This is a genomic window from Methanosarcina sp. DH2 (genome assembly GCF_020804225.1).
GTDB lineage: Archaea > Halobacteriota > Methanosarcinia > Methanosarcinales > Methanosarcinaceae > Methanosarcina.
In genome coordinates, this window is sequence record NZ_WJBI01000002.1 from 392,342 (window position 1) to 419,068 (window position 26,727).

24 protein-coding genes and 1 pseudogene are annotated in these 26,727 nt (G+C 41.9%); 9 read left to right on the forward strand and 16 right to left on the reverse strand.

What is annotated here, in order from left to right:
• The 3 genes and pseudogenes from FXV91_RS05610 to FXV91_RS05620 form a co-directional block, all read left to right on the forward strand.
• Positions 1–232 (forward strand): annotated as a pseudogene (locus FXV91_RS05610) (helix-turn-helix domain-containing protein); the annotation flags it as partial.
• Between the two features lie 235 nt (positions 233–467).
• Positions 468–1,946: a molecular chaperone DnaK gene (gene dnaK, locus FXV91_RS05615; RefSeq protein WP_229389263.1), complete on the forward strand. Its 1,479-nt coding sequence runs from the start codon at positions 468–470 to the stop codon at positions 1,944–1,946.
• Positions 1,947–2,075: 129 nt separating this feature from the next.
• The gene (locus tag FXV91_RS05620) at positions 2,076–2,789 is read left to right on the forward strand and encodes a DnaJ domain-containing protein (RefSeq protein ID WP_229389265.1); all 714 of its coding nucleotides are present in this window, start codon (positions 2,076–2,078) and stop codon (positions 2,787–2,789) included.
• 215 nt (positions 2,790–3,004) lie between these two features.
• Here FXV91_RS05620 and FXV91_RS05625 read toward each other — a convergent pair whose 3' ends face one another.
• The 4 genes from FXV91_RS05625 to FXV91_RS05640 all read right to left on the reverse strand — a co-directional run bounded on the left by FXV91_RS05625 (position 3,005) and on the right by FXV91_RS05640 (position 7,407).
• Positions 3,005–3,772 carry a DUF169 domain-containing protein gene (locus FXV91_RS05625; protein ID WP_229389267.1) on the reverse strand — a complete coding sequence of 256 codons (768 nt, stop codon included), beginning with the start codon at positions 3,770–3,772 and terminating at the stop codon, positions 3,005–3,007.
• 47 nt (positions 3,773–3,819) lie between these two features.
• Positions 3,820–5,439, reverse strand: coding sequence for an O-phosphoserine--tRNA ligase (gene sepS / locus FXV91_RS05630; RefSeq protein ID WP_229389269.1), 1,620 nt, complete (start codon positions 5,437–5,439; stop codon positions 3,820–3,822).
• 281 nt (positions 5,440–5,720) lie between these two features.
• Positions 5,721–6,371, reverse strand: coding sequence for a haloacid dehalogenase (locus FXV91_RS05635; RefSeq protein ID WP_229389271.1), 651 nt, complete (start codon positions 6,369–6,371; stop codon positions 5,721–5,723).
• A 763-nt stretch (positions 6,372–7,134) separates the two neighbouring features.
• Positions 7,135–7,407, reverse strand: coding sequence for a UPF0147 family protein (locus FXV91_RS05640; RefSeq protein ID WP_229389273.1), 273 nt, complete (start codon positions 7,405–7,407; stop codon positions 7,135–7,137).
• A gap of 243 nt (positions 7,408–7,650) precedes the next feature.
• On the opposite strand from FXV91_RS05640, the gene FXV91_RS05645 reads away from it, so the two are divergent.
• Together FXV91_RS05645 and FXV91_RS05650 are read left to right on the forward strand one after the other, a co-directional pair.
• Entirely contained in the window at positions 7,651–8,262 is a 612-nt protein-coding gene (locus FXV91_RS05645) for an Sjogren's syndrome/scleroderma autoantigen 1 family protein (RefSeq protein ID WP_229389275.1), read from the forward strand.
• Between the two features lie 920 nt (positions 8,263–9,182).
• Positions 9,183–9,365 carry a hypothetical protein gene (locus tag FXV91_RS05650; RefSeq protein ID WP_229389277.1) on the forward strand — a complete coding sequence of 61 codons (183 nt, stop codon included), beginning with the start codon at positions 9,183–9,185 and terminating at the stop codon, positions 9,363–9,365.
• 548 nt (positions 9,366–9,913) lie between these two features.
• Here FXV91_RS05650 and FXV91_RS05655 read toward each other — a convergent pair.
• From FXV91_RS05655 to FXV91_RS05665, 3 genes are all read right to left on the reverse strand, one after another.
• The gene (locus FXV91_RS05655) at positions 9,914–12,442 is read right to left on the reverse strand and encodes a DEAD/DEAH box helicase (protein ID WP_229389279.1); all 2,529 of its coding nucleotides are present in this window, start codon (positions 12,440–12,442) and stop codon (positions 9,914–9,916) included.
• A 255-nt stretch (positions 12,443–12,697) separates the two neighbouring features.
• Positions 12,698–14,545 carry a glycine--tRNA ligase gene (gene glyS / locus FXV91_RS05660; RefSeq protein ID WP_229389281.1) on the reverse strand — a complete coding sequence of 616 codons (1,848 nt, stop codon included), beginning with the start codon at positions 14,543–14,545 and terminating at the stop codon, positions 12,698–12,700.
• A gap of 570 nt (positions 14,546–15,115) precedes the next feature.
• Positions 15,116–15,400: a non-histone chromosomal MC1 family protein gene (locus tag FXV91_RS05665; RefSeq protein WP_229389283.1), complete on the reverse strand. Its 285-nt coding sequence runs from the start codon at positions 15,398–15,400 to the stop codon at positions 15,116–15,118.
• 546 nt (positions 15,401–15,946) lie between these two features.
• Here FXV91_RS05665 and FXV91_RS05670 point away from each other — a divergent pair.
• A complete protein-coding gene (locus FXV91_RS05670; RefSeq protein WP_229389285.1) occupies positions 15,947–16,093 on the forward strand; it encodes a hypothetical protein in 147 nt (48 codons plus the stop codon).
• A 950-nt stretch (positions 16,094–17,043) separates the two neighbouring features.
• Here the strand turns inward: FXV91_RS05670 and FXV91_RS05675 are convergent.
• Complete coding sequence (locus tag FXV91_RS05675; RefSeq protein ID WP_229389287.1) at positions 17,044–17,634, reverse strand: acetate uptake transporter; 591 nt, start codon at positions 17,632–17,634, stop codon at positions 17,044–17,046.
• 483 nt (positions 17,635–18,117) lie between these two features.
• On the opposite strand from FXV91_RS05675, the gene surE reads away from it, so the two are divergent.
• On the forward strand, positions 18,118–18,921 hold the full coding sequence (surE, locus tag FXV91_RS05680; RefSeq protein WP_229389289.1) for a 5'/3'-nucleotidase SurE: 804 nt from the start codon (positions 18,118–18,120) through the stop codon (positions 18,919–18,921).
• A gap of 113 nt (positions 18,922–19,034) precedes the next feature.
• Here surE and FXV91_RS05685 read toward each other — a convergent pair whose 3' ends face one another.
• Together FXV91_RS05685 and moaA are read right to left on the reverse strand one after the other, a co-directional pair.
• Positions 19,035–19,196 carry a hypothetical protein gene (locus FXV91_RS05685; protein WP_229389291.1) on the reverse strand — a complete coding sequence of 54 codons (162 nt, stop codon included), beginning with the start codon at positions 19,194–19,196 and terminating at the stop codon, positions 19,035–19,037.
• 29 nt (positions 19,197–19,225) lie between these two features.
• Positions 19,226–20,242: a GTP 3',8-cyclase MoaA gene (gene moaA / locus FXV91_RS05690; RefSeq protein ID WP_229389293.1), complete on the reverse strand. Its 1,017-nt coding sequence runs from the start codon at positions 20,240–20,242 to the stop codon at positions 19,226–19,228.
• A gap of 361 nt (positions 20,243–20,603) precedes the next feature.
• On the opposite strand from moaA, the gene FXV91_RS05695 reads away from it, so the two are divergent.
• Positions 20,604–21,923, forward strand: coding sequence for a cobyrinate a,c-diamide synthase (locus FXV91_RS05695; protein ID WP_229389295.1), 1,320 nt, complete (start codon positions 20,604–20,606; stop codon positions 21,921–21,923).
• Positions 21,924–22,251: 328 nt separating this feature from the next.
• Here the strand turns inward: FXV91_RS05695 and FXV91_RS05700 are convergent, their stop codons facing one another.
• Positions 22,252–22,449 carry a zinc ribbon domain-containing protein gene (locus FXV91_RS05700; RefSeq protein ID WP_345945471.1) on the reverse strand — a complete coding sequence of 66 codons (198 nt, stop codon included), beginning with the start codon at positions 22,447–22,449 and terminating at the stop codon, positions 22,252–22,254.
• A complete protein-coding gene (locus FXV91_RS05705) occupies positions 22,425–22,703 on the reverse strand; it encodes an SDR family NAD(P)-dependent oxidoreductase (protein ID WP_229389299.1) in 279 nt (92 codons plus the stop codon). Before FXV91_RS05705 ends, FXV91_RS05700 begins: the two co-directional genes overlap by 25 nt.
• Positions 22,704–23,208: 505 nt before the next feature.
• Here FXV91_RS05705 and FXV91_RS05710 point away from each other — a divergent pair.
• A complete protein-coding gene (locus tag FXV91_RS05710) occupies positions 23,209–23,673 on the forward strand; it encodes a glyoxalase/bleomycin resistance/dioxygenase family protein (RefSeq protein ID WP_229389301.1) in 465 nt (154 codons plus the stop codon).
• 43 nt (positions 23,674–23,716) lie between these two features.
• Here FXV91_RS05710 and priL read toward each other — a convergent pair whose 3' ends face one another.
• The 4 genes from priL to FXV91_RS05730 form a co-directional block, all read right to left on the reverse strand.
• Positions 23,717–24,826 (reverse strand): DNA primase regulatory subunit PriL, encoded by a 1,110-nt coding sequence (priL, locus tag FXV91_RS05715; protein WP_229389304.1) that lies wholly within the window; start codon positions 24,824–24,826, stop codon positions 23,717–23,719.
• A 7-nt stretch (positions 24,827–24,833) separates the two neighbouring features.
• Positions 24,834–25,571 (reverse strand): DNA polymerase sliding clamp, encoded by a 738-nt coding sequence (locus FXV91_RS05720; protein WP_229389306.1) that lies wholly within the window; start codon positions 25,569–25,571, stop codon positions 24,834–24,836.
• Positions 25,572–25,897: 326 nt separating this feature from the next.
• Positions 25,898–26,212 carry a transcription factor S gene (locus tag FXV91_RS05725; RefSeq protein ID WP_229389308.1) on the reverse strand — a complete coding sequence of 105 codons (315 nt, stop codon included), beginning with the start codon at positions 26,210–26,212 and terminating at the stop codon, positions 25,898–25,900.
• On the reverse strand, positions 26,172–26,606 hold the full coding sequence (locus tag FXV91_RS05730; protein WP_229389311.1) for an NUDIX hydrolase: 435 nt from the start codon (positions 26,604–26,606) through the stop codon (positions 26,172–26,174). The genes FXV91_RS05725 and FXV91_RS05730 overlap by 41 nt, the downstream gene beginning before the upstream one ends.
• Positions 26,607–26,727 lie beyond the last annotated feature (121 nt).

Here is a 26,727-nt window from a genome sequence, read left to right on the forward strand (position 1 = left end):
AAGATTTATAAGAAAAGGGATGAATTTCAGTAAAACAATGAAGATGCATCAGAAAGCTTTTGATTTATTCCAGGCATGGTATAACTTTATAAAACCTCATAAGTCCCTAAGATTAGAAATAAACTCTGGAAATAGAAAATGGTTCCAAAGAACCCCAGCAATGGTAGAAGGAATAACCGATCACATATGGACTTTAAAGGAATTACTAACGTTTAGAGTTCCAGTTCAATAACTTGGGGACACGACCAAATTTTGACTCCATATTATTTCTCTCTAGCGAAAACCTTTTTTAATCTCATCTCCTTTGTAATACTAAAAAATATCAAGAAGATTCTTTTATATCTAAGTAAATATTATATTTTATATTTACTATATCTCTACAGTTTAATTTTATATGTACATTTTACAACTGCAATAGAAAAATTAATATCTCTTAGAAACGTTATAAAAATTTTGGGGGTGCGCCAATGGCAAATATCAGAGGAAAAGTACTGGGCATCGACCTGGGAACCACCAATTCTTGTATGGCGATAATTGAGCTTGGTGAACCCAAGGTTATCACCAATTCGGAAGGAAAAAGGCTTACGCCTTCAGTTGTAGGTTTTTCAAAGAAGAATGAGTTACTTGTAGGCGATCTTGCCAAAAGGCAGATGGTTTCCAACCCTGAAAATACTGTCCAATCCATAAAGAGGCATATGGGAAAACCCGATTACAGAGTATCACTGAATAATGAGAAATATACTCCTCATGGAATTTCAGCAAAAATCCTTCAAAAACTAAAACGTGATGCTGAGAAATATTTAGGTGATGCCATTGAAAAAGCGGTAATTACTGTTCCTGCTTATTTTAATGATTCTCAACGTTTTGCAACAAAAAAGGCAGGCGAACTTGCAGGCCTGGAAGTACTTAGAGTCATAAACGAACCTACAGCGGCTGCGCTCGCTTATGGCTTGAAAGATGGAATTGATAACCGGAAAATTCTGGTTTACGACCTTGGAGGCGGTACTTTTGATGTTTCAATTCTTAAGATTAAAAACGGAATTTTCGAAGTACTGGCTACCAGCGGAGATACCGAACTAGGCGGCGATGATTTCGACAGGAGGATCGTTGAACACTTACTTGCCAAGTTCCAGGAAACTGAAGGTAAAGACCTCTCAGATATGCCTCAGGCGATGCAGCGCATTAGGGAGGCTGCAGAACGCTGCAAGATTGACCTGTCCACTCTCACAACTACAAATGTTAATCTGCCCTATATTTTTGAAAATAAAACCCTGGATATAGATGTAACAAGAGATCAGTTCGACGGGATGACAGAGGACCTCATTAAGAAAACTTTATCAATTATGGAAAAAATCCTGCAGGATGGAAAGCTTTCTCCTGCCGAGGTCGATGAAGTTATTTTTGTAGGGGGCTCTACCAGAATACCTGCTGTAGTGAAAGCTGTAGAACAGTTCATGGGAAAAAAAGCCCTTCAGAACATTAATCCTGATGAAGTAGTAGCAATGGGGGCTGCTGTTCAGGCAGGAATCCTTGGAAATGAATATCTTAAATCTCCCAGGGAGGAGGTTGACACGGGCAACCTTGTGCTTCTTGACGTGACCTCTCTTACCCTAGGGTTTGAAACCGTCGGAGATTTGATGGCGCCAATAATTCCAAGGAATACAACAATTCCTACAAGAAATAGTAAAACCTTCACCACACATTACGACAACCAGAGGGTTGTAAGAGGTAAAATCCTCCAGGGGGAAGAACGAGTTGCATCAAAAAATGTTACCCTGGGAATGATTATTCTCGATAATATCCCCTCTGCTCCAAAAGGTATCCCGCGTATAGAGGTTACTTTTGATATTGACGCTAACGGAATAATAAATGCTACAGCTAAAGACCTTGGGACCGGGATCATGAGAAGCGTGACTATAGAAAGGCCAGAGGGTCTTAAAGATTAATTGCTTAATCAATTAACGTCTCAATAACAGATATACAGTTCAGATACCTGTCAGATGTACAGTTTAGGTACAGTTTAGGTACAGTTTAGATATACAGTTCAGAGATGCAGGTTCAGAGGGTGAAATGCAGTGGATTATTATCAGCTTTTCGACATTCCCAGAGGTGCAAGCCCTGAGGAAATCGAAGACAGATATCATTATTTTGCAAAAAAATACCATCCGGACAGAGCTAGGTCCCCGGATGCACATGAAAAGTTCATACAGATCAAAGAGGCTTACGAAACTCTTAAAGACTCTCAAAAAAGAAAGACATACGATAGGTCTTTGCCCCCAGAAGAAAAGGCAACGGAACTTTATGCAACTTCTCAGAATTCAAACCAGGAAGTTATCCAGGAATCACCGGTCCCAGAAGTTCCCGATATGCCGTCAGGCTCTAAATCCCCTTTCAGAACGACTACTATATCATATGTTTCATTCAAATCTGCCAGTGATCCCCTGAGCCCCGTTCAGTCCACTTCCTCTCCCGAAGCCGAGGCTGTTGACTGGTCCAAATATGTTTATTCCGGAAAACATCAGGGTTCTGAAGACGAAGACCCATCAGGAAAATCAAAAGGGGATAGTGCCGACTGGTCAAGTGTAAAAGTCAAGTATCAGGGGCTGGTAGAAGAAGTTGACGATAGCAAACAAAAAAAGCGTTTTTCAGCTGGCTCTTTTTTACTGAAGACTTTTGTCTTTGCTCTCGTTATTATCTTTCTCCTGGCAACAGTTGCAGTTGTTTCACCAGGTCAGTTAAAAGCTATAGGGCTCGAAAGTGTAGTGGACTTCTTCGCTAAAGTAATATGAAAAAAGTTAACAGATGACTGAAGGTTATAGGCGACTAAAACTGGTAGATGACTAAAACTGGTAGACGACTAAAGCTTATATATAACTAAAGCTTATAGACAACTTAAGCTTATAGACAACTAAAGCTTATAGACGACTAAAATTGATAGACGATCAAAGCTGAAAGGCACCTGTTATTACTTCGTTTTATTTCTTCATTTTTTATCCAGCGTCTTTTACTGCGTTGTTTCGGGAAGCTTCAAAAGTCCTTCTTCAATTTCCTCAACTTTCTTGAAAGCAATACCCAGAGGAACTTCGAAGTCTTCATAGCCGCTATGTTTTCTTGACCCTTTACACCCGAAAGATAAGCCTATGCCTTTTTCAAGAGCCAGTACCGTGCAGTCTCCACAGATTGAAGCCGCTCCCATTGTATCCATTACTGTTCTATTTCCTTCGGAATAGGCATTTGCCTGGACAACGCGCATAGCTTTCTCGGGTTTAAGGAAAAAAATTAACACATCAAAGTTACCCCTGTTAAGGGACAGAGGTTCGATCACTATGGAGCAAAATTTTTTCTTTAATCTTGGAAGGGATAGGGCTGCTTTTTCTGCAGCCTGTATAGTCCTGTACCTTCCGGATTTGAGATAATATTCAGCAGGACTCTCTTCAGAGAATCCCAGAACATAGTCTCCGGGAGAGCAGCCCTGTCCGGAGATCCGAAACTTCTCTCCCATACGGGCTTTCTGCACAAGTTCGCAAAAAAGGAAGCCGGATTTCTCGGGAAGCTCTTCACTTGCTCTTCCGGTTACTTTTTCTTTGGGCATTACTTCGTGACATGGTACTGTTTCCTGGACTGGTACCGCTCCACTGGCTGGTACTGCTCCCCAGAATTCTTTTTTTGTGTCCTGTTCTTCTGTTTCGAAGGTCACACACACCGGCTCTCCAGTTTCCATCAACCGTCTGAGCTCGGAGTATCCTGAAAACGGTACTCCTTCTTTTTGCATATAGCCCATTCCTCTTTTTGCTGCTCGTCCCTGTTTTTACTTTTATTTCACTTGAAATCCGCTTTTACAGAGGTGAAGATCGGGCCCCTGATATCGATCTTTTTATTTTTACCAGTGATATACCGCTGGGCAGTAGAACCTATCTTCAGGTTAACTTCAGAGGGAACCTTGACAATCCGTACTCTTACAATGTGCTCATCTGCTCCGGACATTGCAGCCTCTTCAATTTCCCGTGCAGCCTGGGCAGCAAAAGACTCTATAAATCGTATGCCTGCCCTTGCAGAGTGGTTTTCAAAGGCTTTCTGCCATTTCTTGTTATTCGGAATTCCCAGAATATCTCCTTGATAGGCAACGACCTCATTAAAGGCTGCAGGACCGCAAAGCTTTGTATTCTCTTCAGGCTCGATTACGGAAACCTTAACCTTTCTTCCGCAAATCTCCCCTTCCCAGGCAGGGAACTCACAGGGACTTGGCTGTTCTCCGTGCAGTTCGCACTGGGAAACTATGGCATCTGCAATTGCCTGACCCTCCGGAGTCTCAGGTGTTTTATCTACAAAGACCTGCTTTGCAAGTTCGCTGTCAGGCAACTCCCATTCGCTGTACTGCGGGATCTGCGGGTAGGTCAGGGAGCGGACATCAGGGGCATCATGCAGGATCATGGCAAGCCTTTCGACCCCGAGCCCTAGGTTCATCACAGGGTATGGAATATCATACTCTGCAAGGGCTGTCGGAGAGTATATGCCGAAAGTTGCAACCTCAATCCAGCCGTCCGAATACTTGGAGTTCGAGCCCACGAGTTTTGGGTGGAAAGCAAAGACCTCTATCTGGGTGTCAGGCACATAATACTTGCTGCGCTTTTCATCGGGTCTGAAGAGGAATTTTTCAAAGCCGAACTGAGAAAGGAGTCCCTGGGCAACAGCTTTTCCGTGGTCTACGGTCACGTCCTCGTCCATAATAACACAGGAAGCTGAGTAGTAGGTCATGAGCCTTGAGGCATCTTCCTGCTGCTCTCTCCTGAAACAGCGGTCAATCGAGAAGAAGTTGAAAGGAGGCTCTTCCCGTTCAAGGAGGGAGCTGAGGGAAATGAACCAGCCGCTTGTCATGTGGCTGCGCAGTGTTTTTGTGCTTGCCTGAGGTACAAGCTCTTTGAATTCAGGAAAAACCCTGTCAATCATATCGGCTACAAGGGCATCCGAAACCCCAAGGGCTGCTGAGATTTCGGGAACCAGGTCATCTCCTTCAACCTTCCCTTTTTTGTAACCGTGAAGGACCTTCCTGATTTTGTCTATGCCTTCGTCCCCGATGTCACCCAGGATTTCTATTACCTGTGCAATGCGCTCGTCAGAAATTCCTACATTGGGGCGGGGCAGGCCTGCAAGATAGAAGCAACGGTCAAGGACTGCGAGGGCTTCGCTTCCGAACTGTTTGTGAACCTCTTTTTCATCAACTATAAGTGGGTTCATCATCTCTTCAAAACCCATACGCAGATAGGCTTCTCTCAGTCTCTGGATCGTATCATAAACAGGATGAGCCTTCCCGTATCTCAGAGTGGTTCTCGGGTAGCGCTCGTTAAGTGTAGGTGTTTTGACCATTTTTTTGCCCTCGTTCCAGGCAAGGTCAAAATTCTCCTTTGCATCCTTTTTTATTTTTTCTGGATCAAATCTCATGGATATCCTCTTGTAACTGATACCGAAATTCCGGATCTATCAGACCCTTACGGTTTTATCGTTTATATGCATATGTTGAACTGTCTGGCAGCCCGGTGAAGTACACAGGATAACGGGCTTCAGGTAAATGAGTGCTAAATTGTAATGTAACTGCACTAAATAGTAAATGATTTTAGTGGTTATTGTGAAATTATTTATCTCTCTTTCTCAGTCTGTATCTCTACCAGGCCGCTGAAGGAGAGACTGCCTTAAAGTCCAATTGTCTTACGCCTGTATTCCTCTTAAAGTCCGGATTCCTCTTGAAGTCTGGATTTCAGGCTCTGCATTGCAAGCTCAAGTTTTTTCTGCTGAATTGAGTTTACAACGTCGCCGCGTGTTTTTTCTATTAAGGAGCGGGATACATCTGTCTTTCGTCTGAGCCCTCTGGTTATTGCATCAGGGTAGTCAAAGTCCATAAGGACTGCATGGATATTTTCCATAATTCCCAAAAAAACTTCGGCTTTTTCAAAAGACTCTTCCCTTATAAGGTCAAGAACATGCCTCCTGAGCTCTCCTACTACATCTCCAAGCCCGTTAAGGTATGCAGCATACTCAACCCCAAGCTCATCCGGAGACGGAATATTTTGCGGATCTCCTTCGTCTTTAAGCAGGCTGTAGACAATTGCAACTTCCGAATATTCCTGCTGGGAATGTTCTACAAATCCGGCGTGATAAATGTCAGAATGTCCTTCGAATCTGGTTTCAAGTTTTTTTAAAGCTCTTCCAGCTGCCTCTATGCTGTTACCCGCCTTTTCAAAGTCCTTCCCATGCAGGGCAAAACTTGCTGTCCTGCATTCCCTGACAATTTCCCTTGAGATTTTCAGTCCTTCTTCCCTTATCTTATCTTTGACTTCGAAATTCTCCCTTATCCGGATAGAAATTTCTTCCAGCATTATTTTTCCCCCCAATAAGCTTTCTAAGCTGTTTATATTTCTGTGATACCGGTTTTCTACCTGCATTATGTTATTCGCTATTTATTACGTATTTTTACGTATTTTTATGTGTTTTCTGTTTTTATGCTTTTTCAAACTTCTATGCCTCTATCTCATAATTCCTTTGTAATTGTATTATGTCTATAGCTCCGATTCATCTCCCCAATTTATTGTCTTAATTTATTGTCTTAATTTATTGACTTAATTTATTTACTTAATTTGTTGACCTAATTTGTTGACTTAATTTTTTTATCCTGTATAAAATGACTCTGAGGTCCTTTATATTTTTATCTCTCTTTTCATCCTTTTTTTATACATATACTTTCTAATATTTATTGCCTTTATAGAAAGTAAAATCTGATATAATTTAAAATTCGGTCCGGAAAAATAAGGTAAAAAAAGATAGAAAGGATAGAGAAAGGATAGAGAAAGGATAGAGAAAAGAAGGAAAAAGATAAAAAAGGTTTTTTACCTTAAGATATTACGTTGTCGTTATCCCTTACCTTTCGCTTAATTATAAAATCAGGCGGAGGAGACTACAAAATTATCAGGTCGCTTCCTTTCCGACTTTTTCTAGAATAAGGTAAAGTTCGGGATTTTTTAACAGAATCGTCTCAAGAAACGCGTCTGAGCTTTTTTCTTTCCGGGAGCCGAATAATTTTTCAGGCGCTCTCGGAAAAAATCCTTTTTACGGGATTAGAAAAATCTTTTACTTTTTCTGGTTTTACTCGTCTACTGGAATGGTTTCGAGCTGGCTTGAAAGATTCCAGATTAGAGTCCTTGTGTGTAGAGGAAGGTTTGGATCATTGCTTATATCTTCAAGAATGGAAATGCTTGATGCTGCTCTAAGGAAGAGAGGTTCGGAGTCGTTGTTCAGGATATCTATGATTTCATTCACAGAACGCCTGATATTTCTTGGAACTGAAGAGTCACTTGTTATGCTGTCTAAGACCTGAAGGCATTGTCTGATAACTTCTGCTGAATCATTTGATGACATCTGAATCACCTGCGCAGTCAATTATGATAAAAATTAGAGCTAATAAATTAGTGTAAGACAGGCTTGTTATATAAAATATTATCGGTAATTCTTGAACCCGATTGCTTCAGTGCCTTCTCTTTCCGATTTTGCGTGCGGCTCTTTTTCCGCTTTGTGAATTATAAGGTAGTTTCATATAGAGGGAGCTACAGGAAAAATCTTATAAAATAAGTAAAAAGCTATGCAAAAAGGAAGGTTAGGCGTATGGATTCTGAGAAAGACCGAAAAGTAAAGCGAATAGCCCGTTTCCTGGAACTTGGGGGCACAATGCTTGCCGAACACTGCAAAGTATGCGGAGCCCCAAAATTTCGTTACCAGGGCACGGTAATCTGCCCTATCTGTGATGTCCGGGAAGAAGATGAAGAAACTCCGGCTTTAGAACCTGCGGCAGAAGTCCAGGCTCCGGAAGCCAGATCTTCTATTGAGAGAGACAGGCCCTCTTTTGATACTAGAAAGAAAGTACAGGCACGCAGACAGAAACCTGGGTTCGGGCAAAGGACTCCGGAAGCTGAAGAGGATGATATCCTTGATTTTGTGGAAGAAGAGATTCCAGAGACACCTTATGAGGTCGAAGAAGCAGGAAGGAAAGCTTCTAAAGTTCAGACTGCTCCTGCAGTCCGGGCAGGGAAAAAGACGGAATTATCCACAGTTTCTACAGCGCATGAAGACTCCAGGGTGCTGGAAAATCTTCTCTTCAAAAAGATGGTCAGTATTGCGTCTTCTCTTCAGGATGAAAAGAATCTGCGCAGTATTGCTGAGCAGTTTGAGCTGATCGAAAAAGGTATCAGTCTGATAGAGCGGTTGAGGCAGGTCTAAAACCTCAATTGCAGGGAAAGCTGAAACAGCCCGGTCAGGGATGGGCGAGCCAGAAATAAATTCAAATTAATAACAGATATAAAATAGTACTAACAGATAAAAATAGTACTAGCAGATATAAAATAGTACTAACAGATATAAAATAGTACCAAGAATGTACAGGATTAACTATGTCTTGAAAAAGGTTCCTGAGAAGAGGAAATCCGGAAGAAAATATTGCAATAAGATAGATTTTGTAGGGAAATAAACTTTTAAAGAGGGTTAAAAGCAAAAGAAATGTTTTTCCGGGCAAAATACAAAAAAAGCAGTTCTTCTGAAAACCTGCCTGAAAAATCTAAGTTTCTCTGTTCCTTTTTCACCTTTAAGAAGTTTAGTATGCCCTGACTGCGGGAATTTCCCCGAGAAACTAGGAGTTTCTTTCAGAATACTTTGGTCTTAATGTGTAATATTTCTCCCCCACGCCTGCGGCAAACTTCGCATGATGCCGATTTTGCTCTGTAAGGCATCTTTTAAGGCATTTCCCTCTTTTTTATATGGCTACTTTTATTATAACCATGATATATATTTATTATATATTTAATGAATTTTATTTTTCTCATACTTCCTGATCTTTCATTACAGTTTTTACACTTTTTGATTACAGGAATCCTCTTTCCTGTTTTCAATTTCACTGAACATGTATTTTGCCGTAGTAAATATCTTCGCCGCGTGATTTCGTTTTTCTCTTTAACTTTGTTAACTTTCGTAAGGCAATTTTAGATGAGAGTTTTTCTATAACTATTTATCATGATGGATTCTGCCCTTTCTTTGAACATTGGCACTTTGAAGCTGTATGGATCTATCACGATTTATCATAAATTTCTTTTAGGTGTGTTTATATTTTATGACCTGATAAATGTATATTGAGAGGTGATGAAAGCATGCGAGAGATATACAGAAACCTGCTTTCATGTCTGATTACCTTTTTGAGGTTGCTTGGAGCGATGATCCTTCTTTTTCCGTTTGGATGGATTTTCATTCTCCTCGGTGTGCTGCCTGAGCCAAAGTGCACGGTTCACAGGCGGCATCTCGAAAAAATATTCTGCAGCGTCAAAAGGCACTGATAGGACAGGTTTTTCTCGCGGGGATTCCCTTGGGAATTCCTCTTTAAAAAACGGTTTTTTCCCGGAACCTACAGGTTGAGCACTATTATTTCAGGCTTATAGTATGCGGTTTTCCTCGAATACTGTTATCAGCTATCCTCCTATGATCATAAAAGGTCTTTTTCAGCTTGACTCTCGGGAAAATTTATTTTTTATTTTTAGTTGTCCCGTGTCCTATAGCTGAGATATGAAATCGGAGTACCCAGTCAGGTGTGATTTCGTTTTTTCTCAATTGTATGCAGGCTGGCTCAAGCCGCGCACGGAGCATGGAAAAAGAGAAGTTGAGATATTATTTACAGACATTTTGGAATAAATGCTAATCAATCAAAAAAGTAGCATCTATTTTTTAATATATCTTCATTTGTCTTTTTATTTATCTTTTTATTAGTTTTTTATTTATCTTTTTATTAGTTTTTTATTTATCTTTTCACTTGTTTTTCATCAGTTTTGACTGTAATTTATGAGGTATCGAACTTTAGCTTTATTTCTATTAATTTCCTTTTTATGACTCATCCTTTATACGGGCTTTCAAGGACTTCTCTTATTCTGGCTGCTGTTTTAGGTCCTATTAGCTTTACGCCTTTCAATTCTTCGGTATCAGCTCGCATAATAGCTTCTACCGAGCCGAAGTGCAAAAGGAGATTTCTTGCAGCTTTTGGCCCTATATTCGAAATAGAAGAAATAAGGTATTCCTGCTGCTCTGCAAGAGTGCTGGCAGATTTCTTCCCGTGAGGATTGATTTCACGTTTGTTCTCTGTCTGCTCACGCTTTGCAAGCACCTTTAAAATAGAAGCTGTTTCTTCCTCATCCCGGGAATATAGAATGGATACTCCAAAATCAATTGCAATGGAAACCAGAGAGCCGTAAATAGCGTTTGGGTTGATCTGCCTGGAAGTGAAGAGATCTTCCCCTTCAATTATCAGGACTGGTTTTTCGTATACTCTTGCAAGATCTGACAGCTGGGCAAAAAGGTTGCGTTTTCCGTCGATCAGAGAACTTGCAAAGTCATCCGTACGCTTTCTTTCCACTGCAAGGCGATCACTTACAACGTAGTCCCCTACTTCGAGAGCCACAAAGCTGAGTTCCATACCGAGCCTGTCCAGGGTTTTTGCAACTCCACATTTTGTCTCCCTGTGGTCGATTACTATTCTGAGTGACTTTTTTATGCTTTCTCCTGATGCGGCTCCGAAATCTACAAGGGTTTTTTGCCTTTCTTTTACGTTTCCATCTGTTTCTTCGTTTCCATCTTTCTTTCCATTCTCATCTGAGCTTCTTTCCAGGTTTATGTTTTTATCTTCTTCCCTTTCATCTCCATTTTTCCTGGAATCTGCAAGACTGTTGTTGTCGCCATCCTCATTTTCGTCTCTATTTTCGCTTCCTATTTCCTTCAGTCCTATTTCTTGTACTTCTAACTTCAGTTCTGAAATACAGGATAAGCCTTCGAAATCCGAAAGTTCTGAACTTTTCTTTGGAGCCTTTGGGGTAAGGATAGCCTCAAGCCCGTGCATACTGTTCAGCATCCTTTTTTCCTTACTTTTGCTGCTCCAGTAATAAGCTTCGTCCCGCGTGCCTTTTGTCACAAGCACAATTACTCTGCCTTTTTGCTGCCTGCCTGTCCTGCCCTTACGCTGGATGCTGCGAATTTCCGAGGGGATAGGTTCGTAAAATAGCACCATGTCCGTAGAAGGAATATCAAGCCCTTCTTCAGCAACTGAAGTGGCTACGAGGACATTATATTCTCCTGCCCTGAATTTGTCAAGGATTTCTGCCTGCTGCTTCTGCGTAAGTCCTTTGTCTTTATGACGCGAACCCTGCCCCACAAAACGAGTAGGAACAATTCCCGGAGCGTCAGAAAGGGCGTTTGCCACTATCTCTGCAGTATCCCTGTAGTTAGTAAACACAATTACCCGGGAATCAGGGTTTTCTTCTAACTGTTCGGATACTATTTTCCTTGCAAGTTCGAGTTTAGGGTGCTCGATATCACATTCTTTTACCCTGTACAGGGCTTTTCTCATGTAAAGGTCATCCATGAGCCTTTTTGCAGCCTTACTTGCGCTGTTTGAAGAAGCCTCTGCATCCAGTTTTTCCAGGTACTTTCTTAAAGTCTCAAGCCCCTGCGTCTCCACCATTTCCACAGCATGGTTCACCTTCATCATCTCAGCAACCACAGACATGGCAGAAAAAATTGCAGGGTCTCCACCCATACGAATTTCACCCTGGAGTTGTTTCTGGAGAAGCAGGAGGTCTTTTTTGGAGATGTATTTTCCACTGCCTGCAGAAAAGCCCAGTTTTCTTATGGTTCCTAGCCGATCATTGAAGATCTTTTCCAGATAGCTACGAATTTCAGCCATTTCGGCAGGAAGCAGGACCTGAAGCCATTCTATTTCTTTTTCCTGCACATAAGGGCGAACATCCCTGTCTTTCTCTGTTTTTACAGCTACGTTTTCAACATGTAAAGCCTGACATACCTCAGAGATTTTCTCGTCTGAGCTGCCCGGACTTGCAGTAATTCCCAGTACGTGAGGATTTTTGGCACTCTCAAAATACTTTTCCGCAATAAAGGTATAAGCATAATTTCCAACTGCCCGGTGGGCTTCATCAAAGGTTATGTGGCTTACATCCTCAAGGCTGATCCGTTTCGTAAGAAGGTCGTTTTCGATAACCTGGGGTGTGGATACTATCAATTTTCCCTGTGCCCAGAGCTTTTCCCGCTCAGCAGGGGCAATGCTGCCTGTAAAAGCCAGAATTTCTTCTTCGGGGAGGGTCATTACCTTTTTAAAAAAAGCTGCATGCTGGTCTACAAGAGGTTTTGTAGGAGAAAGTATCAGAGCTTTTCCTCCGAAACGCTGGAGTCGGGATGCAATCACAAAAAGAGCTATAATGGTTTTTCCAAGCCCCGTGGGAAGCACAACCAGGCTTGACCCTTCAAGGGCTTTTCCTGCAAGGTTGAGCTGGTAAAGCCTCTGCTCAACTGTATCGGGCTTTATCAGTGGATGCTTCATGCATGCCTGTTTCTCAGGAAAAAGACTTTTGTTCATTTTGATTCAAGGTTTTTTCAAGATTATCTTTTAAGTTATTTCGTTTCAACGTTGTTTTATTTCATATTGTTTTATTTCAATATTGTTTTATTTTAGTGCTGTTTTATTTTAATGCTGTTTTGTTTCAATGCCGTTTTGTTTCAGGACTTTAATTCAATTATAAAAAAGCAATAGAAAATTAATAAAACTAAAAATTTTGCTGCAGGCACTTTAGCCCACAGCTTAGAAATTTAGCAGTATCCTTAACCCCTTAATTTAAAAGTTAAAGGACTTGCCTGCGGATTCGAAATTTCTGCCCCTGTAGATCAGCTCATAGAGCATGTTTTCGATTCCATTGATAGGAGCCCTTATCTGGCGCATTGAGTCTCTGTCCCTGATTGTAACAGTCCCATCTTCAAGGGTGTTATAGTCCACAGTAACCGAATAAGGGGTCCCGATTTCGTCATTTCTTCTGTAGCGGCGCCCGATAGTCCCGGAGTCGTCATAATTGACGAGCAGGCTCTTTTCCCTGAGTCTTGAAACAATCTCCTTTGCCGGATCTGCAAGCTCTTTCCTGGTAAGGAGCGGAAGGACTGCTACCTGCACAGGGGCGACTGCACTTGTGAAATGCATAACAAGGCGGGCTTCTTCTTCGCTTTCTCCTTCACTTTCACCCTTTACGGCTTCGAGTTCTTTTTTTGTTTCTTCTGCCTTTTCTACCTCTTCTGCACCTTTAAGTCCGGATTCGACTGCCTTTTGAGCAACGTTTTCTTCATCAAAGGCATGCTCCATTACGCCGTAAAAGATCCTGTCAATCCCGTAGGAAGGCTCAATCACGTGGGGAATAACGTTTTCACCGCTGACTTTTACGGTTTCCTCTGCAAAGTCCACCACGTCTGAACTGACTGTCAATTCTTCCCCATCCACAGTCACTTTGATTTGATCTTTTGAGAGTGAAAGCTCTTCCTCTGAAAGCTGTTTTAAGGCATCTGCAACAGCTTTTGCTTTGCCCTTGAAGAGGGGGCCGAGTTTGCCCATGTTTGGCTTTACAACAAAGCGGGTAACCATCTTTGGTTCGTCATATTCCACATAAACGTAAAGATCGGTCTTGCTGACTCTTGCATGGGCTTTGAGGTCGTAGTCCGTCCTGTCGGCAATTCCTACTATTTCAACCCAGCCAAAGCGCTCGGTCTCGATCTCAGCGTCCCAGCAATCAATTGCATAGTGCGCCATCTCGTCCTTCAGGTGCTGCCTGAACCTGAGCTTTGCGGGATTCATCCCTACCTTTGTCAGGAACTCGTTGGTAAGCGCAATATTGTAACCCAGAACCTCATGGGCAATAACTCCGGTCTCTACAGCTTCCCTCACGGTCATCCTGATAGTCTCTCCCTGCTGCTGCCCCTTCTGCGAATAAAGCGCAAGTTCTCTATCTGCGAAACGCTCAAAATTCGGGTGTTTCTTGTTCCTGGGATCAACGAAAATCTCACACTCAGCCTGCGTGAACTCCCTGAGCCTTATTACGCCCTGCCTTGGCGCAATCTCATTCCTGTAAGACTTGCCGATCTGCACTGCCCCAAAAGGCAGCTTATCCCTGTAGAAGCGGGACAGCCTCTGGAAGTCCACGAACATCCCCTGCGCCGTTTCCGGCCTGAGGTACCCCTGCCTTCCGGTCCCGGGTCCGATTGTAGTCTTGAACATCAGGTTAAATTCATAGGCTTCCCCGAATTCTCCACCGCACTCGGGACATTTAACTCCTTTTTCCCTTATGACCTTCGTAAGGTCTTCTGCACTGAGAGTTCCTGCCGCATCCGTTACGTTTTCCACAAGATGGTCAGCCCTGAAAGCCTCTTTACAGTTCATGCACTCACACAGAGGATCGGAAAAGCCTCCAACGTGCCCGGATGCGATAAATACTTCCTCGATTCCTATGGTCGGGCACTCGATTTCCATATGCCCTTCCTGGATAACGTAAAACTCTCTCCAGGTCTGCTCAATCCGCCTTTTCAGCGTGCTCCCGAGCGGCCCGTAATCATAAAACCCACGGCTTCCGCCATACAGCTCAAAAGAGTTCCACAAAAAGCCGCGGCGCTTTGCCAGCTCGAATACTTTTTCGTATTTATCCATTTTATAAGTCCTCGTGAAATTGATCGGGGATATTGGGTAATTGTGAATTTATGATTTGTTTGAAATATTAGATGGATAAAGGGAATCATTATATTAAATTTGCACTGCTCTGCATCAATTGGAAAATACAAAAGTGACGGTGAATGAGCAAACAGAGTTATTTCAAGGTCTATATGAATATATGAATTTAAAAATCATTTTAAGTTATCAATAGTTTTTGTATCATTCAGTTACTGTATTAAATAACTAGATATTCTAAAAATTAAAACCAAAGTTAAAAAATATAAAATTGCTTCGTCTCTAGCATATATTCATGAGCTCATCCCAAAACCAATTTTATTCCCACATCACTAAATTTTTGAAATATCTTACGTAATCAGAAACTTTGGTGATTATTTCAAATTAGAGGTTTAGAGAACTAACTCTGAGTTTTTGGATGAACTCCGTAATTGATTTTGCGCCTCAAGTGCGTAAGTCCTAAAAATTAAAGATAGACAAAGCTAATTCCTTTTATGATATCGAAAAAATGAAGGAACCTTGAATTCCAAGGTATATAAGGAAAATTATATTTTACTCGATTGTTTCTATTTTCTCTTTCTTGACAAAGGGTTTGCTGATTTTATCTGGCATCCATTCAGGCTTGTTTTTCGGGGCTTTGACAAGTTGCTTCCATGCCTTGAAAACATGGACCTTCTTTGTCCCGCGTTCCCTGAGTCGGATAATATCCGGTTTTGATTTAGTTCCTGTGCCACGGTTAGCAGCTTTCAAGGCAGCCTGACGAGGCTGTTTCCCAGTGAAAACTCCATGTTCATTACCTTCTGCATCTCGTAAAACAAAATTTCGTGTATCAGTCATAAGGGTCATCTCTCAAAGTATATTATTAGAGAATGATTAATTTTTAAAGTATATATAATTTTCTTATAATGTTGCCTGTAGTTATTGCTTTCTTTTAATTGAGTAACCTGTAGTTTGCTGCGATAAAAACCACTCAAAAACATAGAAAATTACATTCTATGAGAGATCTGGCGTGAACATATATTCTTGAATCGGAACGCACTAGATTCGGCTGTTTGCTTTTGATTCTTAAATAGAGAGTGAATTCTCTTTTCTTTTGTCTTCAGCCGTATTTGCGCTTAAGTATCTTTTTGTATAATATATTCTTGTCAGGAATAAATACCCGGCAATACCTTCTTTTTTCGATCTCGAGTTTATAAGCTCTATTTTGTTTTCGTAGCCTTTCCTCTTTTGCTATCAATATTCAGCTTCTTTCTCTTTTTTTTCGACAAAAAAGTTGATAGAAGAGCCTGTTAATTATTAAAGCCTTCATATAAAATTCTCTTATACAAGCTCAACAACCTTTAATATGACAAGCTTCTAAAGCTAGAGTCGGTGGGGTAAAATATGGCATTTCAATACGGGGATGCCTCTTTAAGACTACGTCGGATAGTGTATACTATACAGGATGTCTTCAAACAGAAGGCTCCTTTTGAGACTATGTTGGATAAAAAATATCTCGCACAGGGCATTTTCAAACAGAGAATGCTTTGAGTTAACGTCTGATAGAATACATTATCAGTGGGGTTACGATAAAATGTTAGCAAAAGGTTTACACGAAATCATAAAAACTGTACTAGAAAAGAAAAGTTTACAACCGGAAACGATTGTGGAGATAGGGGAATGGCTTCACAGTCTGGAGTTTCTAACAATGAAGGTGATAATGTTTTCTTTAAGTGTTTATCACCTGTATGAATATACAATTAAAAATGTATTTTAAAATGTCTTTAAAACTGCAGTTAATATGGTACTGCAGGTTTGCCTCCTTCGAGGTTAAATTGAAAAATCTGCTTTCTACTGAGAAAGAATATCTCCGGGCTAAATATAAGGGTAACCCGGTGAGACATCAATTGTCAGTTAAAGCAGACAGACGGCTGCCTTTTTGGTGTGGCAGGACTTATGCAGTTCAACTATAAACATATGAAACGAGAAATGAGAATCGGAATAAAATGAGAACAGTAAATCCGAGGCCCCAAATGTTAAAGCGAATTGCTTTTCCAAAACTCAGGTCTGTCGCGTTTCGCTTCATTTTCGTTTCGTTACTGTGTAAGTCGTATCCGAAGAAAAGGAGGCTTTGCTTCAAGTCTGGCTTCAAAACGCCTGGGGTTGAAATAATCCGTACTGGGTGGATCAAGCATCCTTCTCTAATACCCCGCCTGTTTCGAAATCCTCAGGTTAAAAAAGCGGACTGGAATAAAAATAACCAGTTAAGCCATAAAAGGAAGCATTACAAGATCCAAAAGGAGAATTCTCAGATTAAAAAGAACCAGGGCTCAGCAAATACTAAACAAACAGCCCTGCGTTTTATCTCTTGCTTCGGCATTTCTGCCGTTGTATTTTTTTCAAATTTAATCTTATGTTCCTGTGTTCTTTATCTAAATTTCTAGATTTTTCAATTATTGCTTTTATTTCTTAGTTTTCTTTTTTTTCGCTTTTTTTATAGTTTAGATCGGAACAACTTTCCTGCCATATGCGTCATTAAGCACTTCCCCGAGGGCAGTGTACAGGGCTCCAAGCCCCATAATGAGTCCCACATAACCGGCTATGACGAGAAGGCCTGTATTCCCTGTGGCGTTTACAATAGCCAGTAGTATAAACAGCAAGAAAAGGGTCACGAATACGAACATTATCGCTTTGCTGCCCAGCTTTAGGGTTGCCAGAAGCATGACGAAGGTATAGACTCCCCAGAGAAAGAGATAGGCTGCAAGTGCCAGAGGCTCCGGACCTTCAATCCAACCAATTGCTGGCATAAGTATCAGTCCTGCAAGAGAGAACCAGAAAAGCCCGAACGCACAAAACGCCGTGCCTCCAAATACGCTCCCTTTCTTCCATGCCATAATTCCTGCAAAGACCTGGGCAAAGCCCCCCAGGAATATTGCCATGGACACGATCATTGAATCCACAGGGTAAAGTCCTATATAACTAAGGCTTAGGAGAACTGCTGAAAGGCCAAGACCCGTAAATCCCAGAGGTGAAGGGTTTGCGGTTCTATCCCTTACATGTACATCTGTTACTATTTCCTGTGTTTCTACCATCAATACCACTCCCCGGATTCCTCCGGATTTTAACTGTTTAACTGAAATATTTCACTCTGCTTATTTTGCCTTTTTGACAGAATCTGGCTGGCTTTTATAGCTGTCTGACTTTTATAAGTGCAATTCAGAATAGTGTCGCTGGTTTTAATCGTGATTGGTTTATTTTTGGGTTATAATAATTATCACCAATGTCAATAATACTCAATCGCCAGTAACACTGGAAGTCAAGCAAAAAAATCTTTTAACCCTGAATATAAAAAAACAAAAATAATTCGGGCTAGCTCCCCTTTTACTTTTTATATCGGGACTTCCGTGCTCATTTTCACCCCCGCTAAACGCTTTATAATTAATATATGTCCTCTAATATATTATTTTTGTTTCTATAAAAATATCTAAATGAAAATCGGGCCTGAAAACAATTTATCTCCAAATAGGGTTAATTCGGCGCAGCGTTTCCATAAATTTTAAATTATCCGGAAACTTATGGGAAAGCTGATGGTCCCAAAAATTCTTGTTACAAATGATGACGGTGTTTATTCGACAGGCCTGAAAGCTGCCTTTGACAGTGTTTCGGATCTCGGGGAGGTTACAATCTCAGCTCCTGCTGTCCAGCAGAGTGGGGTAGGACGTTCGATTTCTATTTTTGAGCCTATCAGGATAACGAAAACAGATGTAGGAGGCATACCTGCGTATGCTGTGGGCGGGACTCCTACGGATTCTGTAATTCTGGGCATTTTTACCATTCTCAAGCAGATGCCAGACCTGGTGCTTTCGGGATTTAACATTGGAGAGAATATCAGCACGGATACGATCACTACCTCAGGGACTATCGGAGGAGCCCTTGAAGCTGCAAGCTATGGCGTTCCGGCAATTGCCGCTTCCATGCAGGTGCTTGATGAAGGACAGAAATTCGACGATCCAAGAGATTACCACAGAGAGCGCTTCGAAACAGGGATAAAAGTCGTTAATAGAATAGCCAGAAACGTGCTCAAGCACGGTATGCCGGATAATGTGGATCTCCTGAACATTAACATTCCCTACCATGCCGAAGAAGATACTCCGGTGGAGATAACGCGCCTTGCGCGAAAGGTCTTTAAAACCGACGTTGAAGAACGCCGTGACCCCAGGGGCAGGTCTTATTACTGGATTGCAGGAGATCTTATCCGCGAAGAAGAAGAGGGGACCGATGTGCACGCCATCATGCAGAAAGGGCACGTCTCAATAACTCCGATCTCGCTGGACTCAACCGCAAGAATAGAATTTTCAGAGATCGAAAAATACCTTTGAACACAATAACGCTGTTCTATGTATCTTGTCTAAAAAAAGAATAGAATTCTGCGCCGGATAAATACCGACTTTTTTATTCCGAAAACACGTTTTCTGTTTTTTATTTGCCTTTTTTAATTTACTTCGTCCTGTTTTATACGTATAGAAATTTCCTTCCAGTCGCTATCGATTGTGTGAAGAGTCTCGACCATTGCTTTGGTAACATTTCCTACTATTGTCTGGACAAACTCATTCATTGGGATTTTCCTGCCGTCTACCATAAGTTCGATTTTCATTTTTTTCCTCCTTATTGTAAGCTTTTTTCTTATTCTTTTATTTTCTCTAATTTTTCGATCCCTATAACCGGAGTACAATAGGGTCTCCTCCGGCTTACTGCGAGCCTGAGCAGTTTTTCTATCTCTTCGGGACCTTTTGCTTCCCTGATGTCAACCAGGTTATTATGCACAAGCAGACAGGGCTTGAGCTTTCCATCGGCTGTGACCCTGAGCCTGCTACAGTGAGCGCAGAACTCCGAGTTGTCCATCGGCCGCACAAACTCCACTTCCACCCCGTCAATAATGTACTTTTTCCGGTGGTGCAGGTGTCGGACTCTTACCTCGCTTGCCCGTTCTTCAAGGCTTTTTTCAAGGGTTTTTGAGTCAATAGTATACTTTGAAAGCCCTGGGTCAATATTCATGAGCTCTATTAGCTGAAGGATAACTTTTCCTTCATAAGGGCGGATAAAATCCATCATGGCATCAATTTCATTCTCGTTTATGCCTTTCAGAAGCACCATATTCAGCTTTACAGGGGTCAGCCCGGCTTCAACTGCGCTATCAATGCCTTTGATAACCCTCTCAAGAGTGCCTGGCGAAGCCCCGGTAATCGCCTCATACTTTTCGGGGTCAAGGGAGTCCAGGCTTACATTTACCCTATCGAGTCCGGAAGCTTTGAGGTCCTTTGCACGTTTTTCAAGCAAGATGCCATTTGTAGTTGCCGAGACCTCTTTCAAAGGAGGGAGGCATGCGAGGATTTCTTCAAAGTCTTTTCTGAAAAGCGGTTCTCCTCCAGAGAACTTTACTTTACGAACTCCGAATTTCGCTGCTTCCCGGATAATACCGCAGATAAGTTCCGGGCTCATCTCGTGTCCTAAAGGACCGCAGGCGCAGCAGTCTGCCCCTTCATTATGGCAGTACATACAGGAAAGGTTACACCTGTCAGTGATGGATATTCGAAGCCCGGTTACTTTGCGCCCGTAAGGGTCAACCAGAATTTTTTCTTCTTCTTTTTCTTCTTTTCCATTGGGAAGCAGAGAATTTTTCCCTGAATTATTTTCCTTCATATTTCCCCAGCGTATTTATATAATCTAGGTAATAATATTTCTTGGCAGAATCCTAACCTGGTTATCTGGAATGATCCAAAGTGTCATAACTAAAAAGATATCTGCTAGCGATATGTTTCATCTACTATAATACCTAATTGCAGCTAATATAAATTGGTAGCGCGTATTATTTCGGAAATTCCGGGAAGAAAAATATCATAGTTTGATTCTTTAATCCGGTTTTCTCCAGATCTGTTTCTTCAAGCTCTATTTTTAAAGTTGCACGCTATAATGTACACGAACATGCTGGTTTTCCGGTAAACGGTTGCTGTTCTCCTTACCAGCCGAATTAATATATATTAATCTGTACAATAGTTACCAAATGACAAAAGGAATACTTATCGCAGGAACCCACAGCGGAGTTGGAAAAACCACAGTCTCCATGGGTATTATGGCTGCACTCAAGCACAGGCAGCTAAAAGTCCAGCCTTATAAGGTAGGGCCGGATTACATTGACCCTTCCCACCACACAGCCATCTGCGGGCGCTCTTCCAGGAACCTGGACACCTACATGATGGGCACGGAAGGGGTAAGGCAGACAGTTGCCCGCACATCTGCAGACGCTGACATTGCTGTCGTTGAAGGTGTAATGGGTCTCTTTGACGGAATTGATTCTACGGAAATTGCAAGCTCGGCGCATGTTGCAAAGACTCTTGATATTCCGGTGATTCTGGTAATCAATGTCCACGGCATGTCAAGAAGTGCCGCAGCTCTCCTGAAGGGCTATTCCGAGTTCGATACGGAAGTCAGGGTTGCAGGTGTTATCCTGAACCAGGTCGGAAGCCCCCGCCATGCAGAACTTGTGAAAAATGCGCTCCCGGGCAATATTCCTGTTATAGGCACAATTCCCCGAAGAAAAGATATTGAGGTCCCTTCAAGGCACCTTGGACTTTACATGGCACATGAAAAGGACTATAACACCGCGGAAATGGCAGCCTTTATTGAAGAAAATGTCGACCTTGATGCGGTGCTTGAACTTGCTGAGCCCTGTTCGGTTCCGGAAGCTGAGGTAATTCAGAGACCTGGAACAGATATCAGGATCGGAGTTGCCTGGGACCCTGCTTTCTGTTTCTATTATCGGGATATGTTTGACGCATTCAAAGATAACGGAGCAGAAGTTGTATTTTTCAGCCCTATGGCAGGTGATGTTCCGGATGTAGAAGGAATTTACCTTGGAGGCGGCTACCCCGAGCTCTACGCAGAAACCCTTGAAAACTCAGAGACCACCCGGAAACTGAAAGGTCTTGCAGCCGACGGCCTGCCCATCTATGCTGAATGCGGCGGCCTGCTCTATCTCTGCGGAACTTACGAGGTTGACGATAGGACTTATAAACTGGCTGATGTCGTGCCTGCAAATACTCGCATGACAAACCGTCTGAAGGCTCTGGGATATACCGAAGCCCGCCCCCTTGACAAAAACTTCTCTTCCCACAATATCAAAGGCCATGAATTCCATTACTCTCTTACGGAATGCGACAGAGATGCCAGGTTTGCATATGAAATGATCCGCGGAAAAGGTATACAGGACGGTTTTGACGGGCTTGTGGAACACAATACCCTTGCAGGATACATGCATTCTCATCCTGCTAGCTTCCCGGTAGAAAAATTCGTGCAAAAATGCAGGGAATACAAAAGACGGTAAATGTTCAGGACTTAGGCAAGGTTCAGGACTCAGGTAAAAGTTTAAGAGCTTACGCAATTGCCTGTTTTACAGGCAATTTTTACTTTTCATCATTTCATCATTCTTGTATTGAAACATGCCTCTTCTGAACGTTATTTTTTGAAACAGGAGAGCAGTTGAAGCAGTTATGAGAGATAAGAATTCCTTTTTTAAATCTTCTTTACTGGCAGCATCATCCTGACCTTTTAATTGTTGAAATATTCGAAACACTACTCTTTAAAAACAATAACTGTTTACGGTGAACTACCCCGCCCTGCCTGATGGCGAGGACGGAGCTTCCTTCGAGTAATTACGTCACTTGGATATTTGCAGTAATGCAATTATCCATCTGTAATCCTGTTTGTCGAAGATTATCAGAAAACTTCTGATAGCTTGTCCACAAAGCATTTTGTGATAAGAACCGTTTCATGATGTTGATAGCACTATTTCTATCCCTATCAATTACGTTTCCACAATCACATTTCATAGTTCTTTCCCAAAGAGGCATTGCATGTCTTTTTCTACCTGCTCCACAGCACTCTTAATCTGTTCTGTTTTCATTACATCACATACGTAATGGCGGCAGGTTACGCCAATTTCTTCGATTTCCTTTTGTACTTCCTTTAATTTTTCCTCACGACGTGCAACTATAGCGATATTTGCACCTTGGTTTGCCAGAGCTTTAGCAAAGTCTACCCCAAGACCTGAGGAAGCACCTGTTACAATAGCAACTTTACCCGTTAAATCAAATAGATTTTTCATTTTTCAATCCTCCGATTTTTTTTTCGTTAGATTTTATAGTAGAGCCGATCCCAAAACTCAGAACTACTTCTCTAAATTGCGAATCTAGAGTAATCAATCGAGTTTTTGATCGCGAAAAACAGTTCTGAGATTCTTATTGATTTAGAGTAAACCTGGTTTTGGGATGAGCTCGTAATTTGATTGTTTTAAACGTTCGTATGTTGCACTGTTAGGTTCCTCCTCGAAATTTCTTTCACTAACCACTCAGCAGAAAACTGGATTTTTTAGCTGCTTTTTCCGTTTAATGATTTTTTGTGATATTTTTATCCGAAACTCCATGAAAAAAACACTTTCAGCTTTCTAGGCTGAGATTAATAAATACCAAAGTAATTTTTAGGAACAGAGGTAATATACTGGAACGGATACTCAGAGTATTTATTGAACGGGTTTTTACCATTATATGAACAATAATTTGGAACAGTGAATCATATCCAGTATCATGCTCACTACAAAAGGAGGGAATAGAATGAAATTTATATGCCCGCTTATTGTTGTCAACAATATGGAACTTTCCAGGAACTTTTACGAAAAAGTTCTCGATCAAAAAGTACAGTACAATTTTGGCGAGAATGTGTCTTTTGAGGGCGGCTTTGCGATACATTTAAAATCACATTTTTCAGATTTAATAAATATAAACAAAAACGACATAGTTCAAAAATCAAACAATTGTGAATTATATTTTGAAGAAAACGATTTGGATAGTTTCCTTCAAAAGCTGAAAGATATGGATTCCGTTAAGTACGTACACGAATTAAAAGAACAGCCCTGGGGACAGCGGGTTATCAGATTTTACGATCCTGATATGCATATTGTTGAAGTTGGCGAACCCATGGAAAGCGTAGTAAAAAGGCTCTTGAGTGAAGGATCATCGGTCGAAGAAACCTCAAAACGCACTTTAATGCCAGAGGAATTTGTCAGGCAGTTTTTGTGAATAGTCGAGGGCTGGCAGCCTGTATGCCTCTTTTTAAATTCCTTTATTTGGGGTCTTTTTCAGGTGGCATTTTACCTGGTTTTTCACTTTCATTCCCCTTTTTGTTCTCATTTCTTTTTTCTTCTCCTTCTCTCTCTCCCTGTTCTTTATTCCTTATGAATACTTTTTTCTCGTAGTACCCAAGAGGATGGCTGATTTTTTCGCAGAGCCTGTCTTTTCCCACGCAGTTGCCGTAAGTCCTCATAGTGTCGCAAGCAGGGGGTTTGTACGTATTGCCTGTGGCGCCCGCAATGTGTTCTATCTGGTAGAGGGTTTTTTCCGCATCAAAATCAGGAGAGATATTGAAAAGGTTCAGGATCTCATCCACTGACATACCTACACTGAGTAAGAAAGAAGTCATTGCAAAACGCATCGAATGAGCGAGATTCACCCCACCCTGTGCGTTTGCAAGCGCATGAGCGATACAGGGAGGAAAGAGCTCTGGCTCAACAGCCCCGAAGTCCGTAGCTCCGAATTTCTTTTTCTGGACTTCAAACTGTTCCTTTATCTCGGCAACATAGGGAGCACAGAAACTGGAAACTTCTGGGGGAATTTCCGGGATAGGAAAGGACTGTTCAATCCTTTCCCTGACTGCTTCCTCAAGAAGCCTTGCAAACTCTTCCCGCGTTATTTTTATCTTACCTGCCCTGAGCTGGCGGTTTGTCAGTTTCCAGGAAGGGTCTTTGAGGGAATTTGAAAATCGGATATAATCCGTAAAATGCATGTTAAAATAGGAGTCCTGAAAATCTGCCTGGATTCCAAAATCTTCCCCGAATTCAAGCAGAAAGTCCGGGTTTTCGTTTCTCATAAAAGTATAGGCAGCCTTGGCTTCTGCCAGAGCATAGCGCCGGGTAAAGAGCTGGTCATCCACGCAGGCAACCAGCATCCTGGCAAAGGGATAGGAAAGGAGTTCTGAAAGCACCTGGGCTTCCCCTGACATAGGGGGTTTTTTAATTTCTCCTTCAAGAGCCTCTTTTACTCTATCTATTCCACGGGCTCTTGCAGCCCTGTAAGCCCTTGAATTAAGCAGGCTTTCCAGGGAAATTCCCAGGTTTCCAACATGGGCAGATGCTTCTGAAGTAAACGGGTAATATGCAAGTTTTTCGGCCTGCATGCCACCCTTAGTCCGATTCTATTCTCGGAGCCAGGAGATAGGATATTCTTCCTGCCCCGTTTGCAATTTCAAAGTCAATCAGGATAGGAAAGTCTCTTCCAAGGGAGAGAGTAACCTCATTTACCTTGTTTGTGGGTTTGACTATATCTGACAGATAGTCCAGGGAAAAGAGCGAACAGGCTTCACCTGCTTTAAGATCAATTAACTGGTCTCTACCCATTTCCAGGCGGACCTGATCGGTATCGCCCTTTGCTTCCATATAGAAAGTATCGCCGGAAACTCCCATAAGCATATGGTCGCTTATTTTTTCTGCGGCTTTCACGGCACGCCTGAGGTCTGCACCGTTCAGAACAACTTTGGCAGGCAGCTCGAGCTGGGGAACTCTGGGTTCTGCACGGATTGTTGAAGGGTCCAGAAGAGAAAGAGTATAAGACAGTCCTCCTACATCAATCAAGAGTTTATTGCTTCCTTCTTCAAGCTGCATTCGGACTGTATCGCTCCTATCAGCGATTCCCAGAAGGTCCATAATTTTATTCAGGTCAAGTCCGATCTCACTCTCATCAGCGCTGTATTCGTCAAAAGCCGAAGATCCAAGCTCAAAAATCCCCATTGCAACGTTGGCAGGATCTACTGCTTTTACAGAAATACCTTCGGGTTTAATCTTGAATCTAACCTCATCTACAATTACGGCCAGTGCGGCAATCGCGTCTTTCAGAAGCTCTGCATTAATCGCTGCCTTGAACATGATTCTTCTCCATTAAATAAATTTAAGCCTTAAACTCCTTATCTATCCTTCGTTATATAAATTTCTTTACAATTTGGGACTTTCCATCCTTTTGAGGAAAAACTTTCCGAATCAGGATAAATAGCCATATGGAATTGGGCTAAACTATTAGATTCAAAGCCCCGGCAACTATATAAATCTTGGTCAGAAAATCAGGAAGCTTCAGGCTCTGCCTGAAACATAAAAGAAATCCTGAGCTGAAAATTCGTTTTCCAGAAATAAGTTTTTCAGAAACACATTTTTCAGAGGCACGTTTTTAAGAAGGGCCCGGAAAGAAGCTGTGAAATTTAGTCGTATTCTCTCCATGTATACCCGCACTTCGTGCATTTGAGGAAACGGGTTTCGGATTCGTCTGCAGACCTGAGCTGTCTGAGCCACCAGGCTGCAGTATTGTTCCCGCATTCCGGGCACTTTACACTCGTTGTTGGCAGGCCTGAAGTCTGTTCACCCTCGAGTACCACTACTTCATGATCGTCAATCTTGGCTTTGGAGACGAAATTCTTTGCGTTATTTTCAATCGGTATTATGTTTCCACACTTTCTGCACTGGTAATTACCATCTTTAGGAAACATCATACTTTTGCATTTGGTACAGAACTGCATTAATATCACTTTTTGCATCATCTATCATTTTGTTATGGTCGAAAGCCAGCTCAGGAATCGAGTTAAGTTCAAAAAGTTCAACGGCATCAGCATCAGAGCCTGGTTTTAAATCTCCGCATCCTTTCGCAAGGTAACACACTGAGACTGTGTGCCTCCTGGGGTCGCGTTCAGGATCGGAATAGACACCGATAAGCTTGAGAATCTCTACAGAAAGGCCCGTTTCTTCAAAAGCTTCCCTGGAAGCTGCTTTTTCTGTACTTTCCCCGATTTCGACGAAGCCTCCAGGAAGGGCAAATTTTCCCTCATATGGAGGGTTTTTTCTCTTCACCAGAACAAGCTTGTTTTTAAAGAGAATTACAGTGTCAACGGTTAGGCTGGGGGTATTATATTTCATAAAACGCCTTCGCAACTCACTTTCCGGGAGACTTTTCCCTTTACTAATCTCTTTCCTGATTAGCTTTTTCTGGCGTTTTGCCAGGTAAAATAATATATTAGTATTGTGCGTATTCTAGAAA